We start from the raw sequence: 4,988 nt of genomic DNA on the forward strand, positions 1-4,988 counted from the left end.
ACTTATTGCTGTCCATAAGGGCTGTTACACAGCACTCGTCTTAACCCGACAAGGCGGCCCTCACCGGAGGGAGACGACGCTTGTGGGGATAGAAGAAGTTGTTCGTCCAAAACTCTCTTAGCGCTTAAACTCGCAAGCGCACTCAATTTTAAAGAGCGAACTGAAGAATGTAATTCTCACCGCGTTTCGATCTTTCACGTTTTTACACAGCCAGGGTCAAAATCGGCGGTCCGGATCCTTGCGCGCCGCGTCCGGTCTGCACTTGAGAGCCGACGCTTGGACGAGTGTTGAGCTAGGCAGCGTCGGGCCAATCCCGGACATTCTTGGGAGCCGCAGTCGCCGCCTCTGGACAGTAGGCGCCAATCGGATCTTTGGTCGGAACTAGCTGTTTCTAAGGCGCATCTGGTGGCGTAGAACGTTAGTTGCCCCCGAGCGGGACGTGCCGAAATCGCCGTTCGGGCGAACGAGCAACACGGGTGCCATCGGCAGGCATACTCTCTTAAGAGACCGCACCTTTTTCGGTTTCGTCACCATTCACCACGAAGTGCGCGCGCCGCTTCTGCGGCGGCTCGTTGCGTAACCTCGGGAGAAAAACGATGAACAAAATTGATCGAAGGTCAGCACTGGCAATCGGGTTGGCAGCGGCTTCGGCCGGTATGATGAAGCCCGCCGTAGCTCAAACCACGGGCTACAAGGATACGACGCCGTGGCCCGGTGTCGTGGTGCGTGCTTACGATGGCGAGACACCATCCCTCATCCCCGGTTTTAGGACCGTCTCAATGCGCGATGTCATCATGCAACCGGGATCGAAAACTATGGGCCCCCCGATGATGAATGCCATGATCTGCCATATCCCCGAGGGGGAGCTTCGGATCGAGCAGGAGGGAAAAACCTTCACGGCCAAGAAGAACTTTGTCTGGACCTGCAACAAGGAAACAAAAGAGCAGGCGCACAATGACGGGAACCTGGTCGCAATCATGCGGATCACGGACCTGAAGGCTTAGGCTCGTTTCTTCGTAAGAGACCAATTGCTGGTGCGGATGGCGTACTCAAGGAGGCGCCATCCGCGAGATGTTCGGAGTCAAACTCGGAAGTCGCCGTCGGCTCGGGTCACCTCCGCTTTGCCCGCGAGAAGAGACATTGACCAAGGTAACCGGCATGCCCGAAAAGGGCCACAGGACTAAACCGCTCGCGCGGTAGAACGCCGCGGCTGGCGACACCGCGAAGCAATAGGCGACAGCTCATCGTGACGAGCGGTGCAATTAGCCCGTTGCTGGCGATGATCCGATGATCGAGGACGTGCTGATCTGGAAGTTCGTGGCGGAGCACCCCCATTGCACAAGAGCCAACTTGAACCCGGCATTCTCGACCGTGATTGTGTGCACCATCGCGCTCGTTGGACCCAGTCAAGGAATCTCGACGCAAGCAGAGTTACAAATGCGGTGATGCTCTTGACGAGCAACTCGAAACAGTTTCTGCTCAGTAGCTCCGGGGGCTTTCCAGATCGATAGAGATCAGTTTGCCTCATGAGATTCGAATATCGAGGAACTCACGTTTAGATTGTGTGGTGTGGTATTTTACTACGGCCAAGCCATTGAAAGTACAGGTGCCGCCAAACATTAAATCCCCATAGACGACCTTACTGATCGTCTGAGGGTTGTTTGACGCGACTTAGCTCGATCACGCGGCATCGTCCTACATCCCCCCAGCGCGGTTTCCTCCTTTGGAGGCTTTCGGACGCCGGCCGCCGAGCACGCGGCGCCGTCCCCCCAGCGGCCGGCATCCGAAACCCTTCACAGATTCGGAATTGGCGGACCAGCACATCTTGGACCGCTTCGACCCGGTAGCTGAGCTACTCCTCGCGTTCGCGATGGCAGCCAAGGGCCAAATTCAGAGGTCTTCGTGTGCAGGGCCGGACCCGTGCTTGTTCTCCGAGGAACCACTGCGTAACTCTTTCGTTGTGCTGGTCTTCCGCACAGCAAAAGGAACACGACTATGGATCGCGAACATGTGAAGGGCGCTGCCGACAAGGCAAAAGGCGCCATTAAAGAAGGTGCCGGTAAGCTCACTGGCGACAAGGAGATGGAAACCGAAGGCAAGATCGACAAGGCTAAGGGATCCGCACACAACGCCGCCGGAGATGTGAAGGATGCAGCGCGGGACGCCGCTGGCGCCCTCAAAAAATAAGCACAAGAGGGAAAACCAGGAACTAGCCGCTCTCGACGTAGTCCGGTCTACCTTCCACATCGGACGTTGCAGCGCTCGCGGCAGATCGACGCAAAGGGCCAACACCGGTCATTCCGCAACCGCGTAGATGAGTGCTGCCCTCACCAGGAAGCGGGGCGGCGCATCGGGTGGAGGTACAAACGCCGCAAGCCATTTGAAGCGCCTCGCCTTTACGTTTTCGGTACACAGGCTTGACCTTGACGCCCGCGCGTCGCAGGTTTTGGGCGCCGCGCGCGGCTCGCGCGCCCAACAGGCAGATCGATCTCTCATGGCATTCGTGCAGTTCACGCAACCGGACGATCAGCCCATCGTCATCAAAACGGATAGGATCGTGACCGCCACACCACTGCCCGACGGACAAGGCACGCGCATCACCCTTCAACAACGGTGGTCATCAGGACGTGAAGCAACTCATCGCTGACGTGCTGCGGCAGTTGAACATAAGCGCGTAGGCTCAGGACATCGCCGCCACTGGGCGAACCATTCCGCCGATCAAGTGAGATCGTGCACTTTCTTGAGTGCTGCCCAATGTCGCAGATGGGTCATCGAACAAAGCAAAACGGCCTCAGTGTGCGCACATCTGAGGCCGTTTGAGACCTCCCGCCGGGCATTGGGCAAAATGTCGACCGGTCGGTGGCTTGGCTTTCGGAGATAGAATCGCCGATTGCTGAGGATCAAGACCAGCGCAAGGTGAATCGTTCCGTCCCAATCTGATATATTTAGTGTCCTGATCGCGCGCGGATGGCGCGCTGGCTCCTGTTTTGGCCCTTGAATCGCTCTGTAACCACTAATTCGGCAACCGAACACGAATTAACTGGCTATTCGGTTCGATCGGGATCCATATAGCTCGATCACCGACGCACCACGGGCATCCACCGGTGACAGAGAGTGTTGCGCTCCCGCCTATTCGAGGGGAGGCATCATATGCCCCAATCTCAACGCATGTCGTCCGCCATTCCGCCGGTTGCATTTGGGCGTCCCGCCTGTCCGAAGTGCAAGGCCGAGATGATGCTTACCAGCATCGAGCCAGCACGCCCAGGCGTCGACTTGCATACGTTCAAATGTGCTGTCTGCAATCACGTAGTTACGGCCCTGGCCGCGTATGAAGATCCTATGAAGTCCAAGGCTCTTGGACGCTGGCTTCAAGGCGATTTGCACTCGCCGACGTAAACACAAAAGGGCAAATTAGGCCTCGAATTCCCGGGAAACTCCGATGCGACTTTCGACCCACCGACAAAAAATTGCGTGGTGAGCAAACGCAAAAGGAGGAGGAAATGAGGGATTACACATACGACGTCAGGTGCCCACCGCGGCCTTGCGTAAGGCACGAAAGGCCTTCAAGGAGGCGGACGTCAAGGTAGCGATGGCCGAGTATGAACGCACGCAAAAGGCGTTCCATGCAATCCGCGAGCGGTTAAAGGCGGAGCGATTGGCTCGCGACGCCGAAGCAGCGCGGAAGCTCAAAACCTGATCGGAGGCTTTCGGTCAAATCTGAGTAGCTCCTCGAACCTGTTAGGCTGAAATATCTTGCCGTACTCGTCGGTGATCTGCACCCGCCATCCGGCCCTAACTAGGTGCGAGCTTTCGCAACCGCCAGCATTGGACTGACGTGGCTCGCAACGACGGTTTCCCGTCCTCCTTCCTCGCATGAATGCTGAACGTCATCGCATCCTCAAAAGAGAAAGGCCGGCGGGCGTTACGCCGCTCTGCGGGACTATTAGCTGCAACCACTGATGGCCCGGCACCGCCTGATCATACGTTGGTCGGTATCTGCCCCTCAGCGAAAGCCAGCATAGATGCGTGCGCTCGACACCCCGTCCCTCTCACCATCGCGTCACTTTGACCCTGCGCCGGTGACCTCCGGTCTGCCCCCAATAAGCGGACAATCCAGGAGCCGGTCGGCATGTCTCAAAGGTGCCAGATCCCGAGCTGCGCCCCGTGTAGACGCGTAAACGACGGCCGGATTGAACCGCTAGGAGCGGGGGTTACGACGCTTTGCGTTAAGGGCCGAAAAATAGCTGACTACGAGCGCCGTCCCATGCGCCAATCGCAGGCAAAGTGCGTTACAATAGCTTTAGGAACGACGGAAGGCTGATGCTTCAATGACATCGTGGCTACTTCTTGACGTCCCGCTCTTTCTCCTGACCGCCATCGCTACGCATTTGATTATGTCATTTGCGCAGACGGTGATGCATTATAAACTCGGCCACCATCCCATGGGCGGCCGATTCTTTCATAATCACATCGACTTCCATCACACCCATTGTTCCAAAGATCATCTCGTCTCACGAACCTACCTCGGTGACGAGGGCAACAACACACCGTTTTTCTTTATCCCTTTGTTTCTCGTCGGCGGATGCGCTTATTTCCTGCTGCCGCTCAGTCTTTTTGTGACGATGGTCATTGTAAGCGCGGCATCGTTTTATGCGCACGTCTTTTTTGATAAAGAATACCACGTGGAGGGATCGCGGCTTCAGCGATTTGCGTGGTTCAGACGGATGCAAGAGCTGCACTTCATTCATCACCGGCACGCGAACAAAAATTTTGCCGTGATCCACTTCTTCTGGGATAGGCTTCTCGGCACCTATCGAAGGCCGGATGCCAGTGCATAGCATCAGACGACTCTAATATTTCAGTTCAACAGGACTCTAAAGGGCGGGAATTCTACGTGACGCATGTCCGTTGTGGGTCAAAAGCGCCGATTGGAAGGTCGACCAGTCACTTCCGATCTACCCCGATAAGCAGACGATTTCCGATCGTGC

Annotated in this window: 4 protein-coding genes; all 4 read left to right on the forward strand. The window is 56.6% G+C overall.

The genetic code is table 11. The features are described 5' to 3' along the window. Positions 1-596 precede the first annotated feature (596 nt). The 4 genes from ACZXDY_RS44630 to ACZXDY_RS44645 all read left to right on the forward strand — a co-directional run bounded on the left by ACZXDY_RS44630 (position 597) and on the right by ACZXDY_RS44645 (position 4,838). Entirely contained in the window at positions 597-1,004 is a 408-nt protein-coding gene (locus tag ACZXDY_RS44630) for a hypothetical protein (protein ID WP_464349853.1), read from the forward strand. Between the two features lie 991 nt (positions 1,005-1,995). After that, positions 1,996-2,187, forward strand: coding sequence for a CsbD family protein (locus ACZXDY_RS44635; RefSeq protein ID WP_130231261.1), 192 nt, complete (start codon positions 1,996-1,998; stop codon positions 2,185-2,187). 1,339 nt (positions 2,188-3,526) lie between these two features. Then, positions 3,527-3,697 (forward strand): hypothetical protein, encoded by a 171-nt coding sequence (locus ACZXDY_RS44640; protein WP_464349854.1) that lies wholly within the window; start codon positions 3,527-3,529, stop codon positions 3,695-3,697. Between the two features lie 631 nt (positions 3,698-4,328). Further along, a complete protein-coding gene (locus ACZXDY_RS44645; protein ID WP_464349855.1) occupies positions 4,329-4,838 on the forward strand; it encodes a sterol desaturase family protein in 510 nt (169 codons plus the stop codon). Positions 4,839-4,988 lie beyond the last annotated feature (150 nt).

It is taken from the genome of Bradyrhizobium sp. LeoB3 (genome assembly GCF_055456055.1).

Coding starts and splice junctions, on each gene's coding strand:
- ACZXDY_RS44645 (WP_464349855.1), top strand. CDS start 4,329: ATGACATCGTGGCTACTTCTTGACGTCCCGCTCTTTCTCCTGACCGCC.
- ACZXDY_RS44635 (WP_130231261.1), top strand. CDS start 1,996: ATGGATCGCGAACATGTGAAGGGCGCTGCCGACAAGGCAAAAGGCGCC.
- ACZXDY_RS44630 (WP_464349853.1), top strand. CDS start 597: ATGAACAAAATTGATCGAAGGTCAGCACTGGCAATCGGGTTGGCAGCG.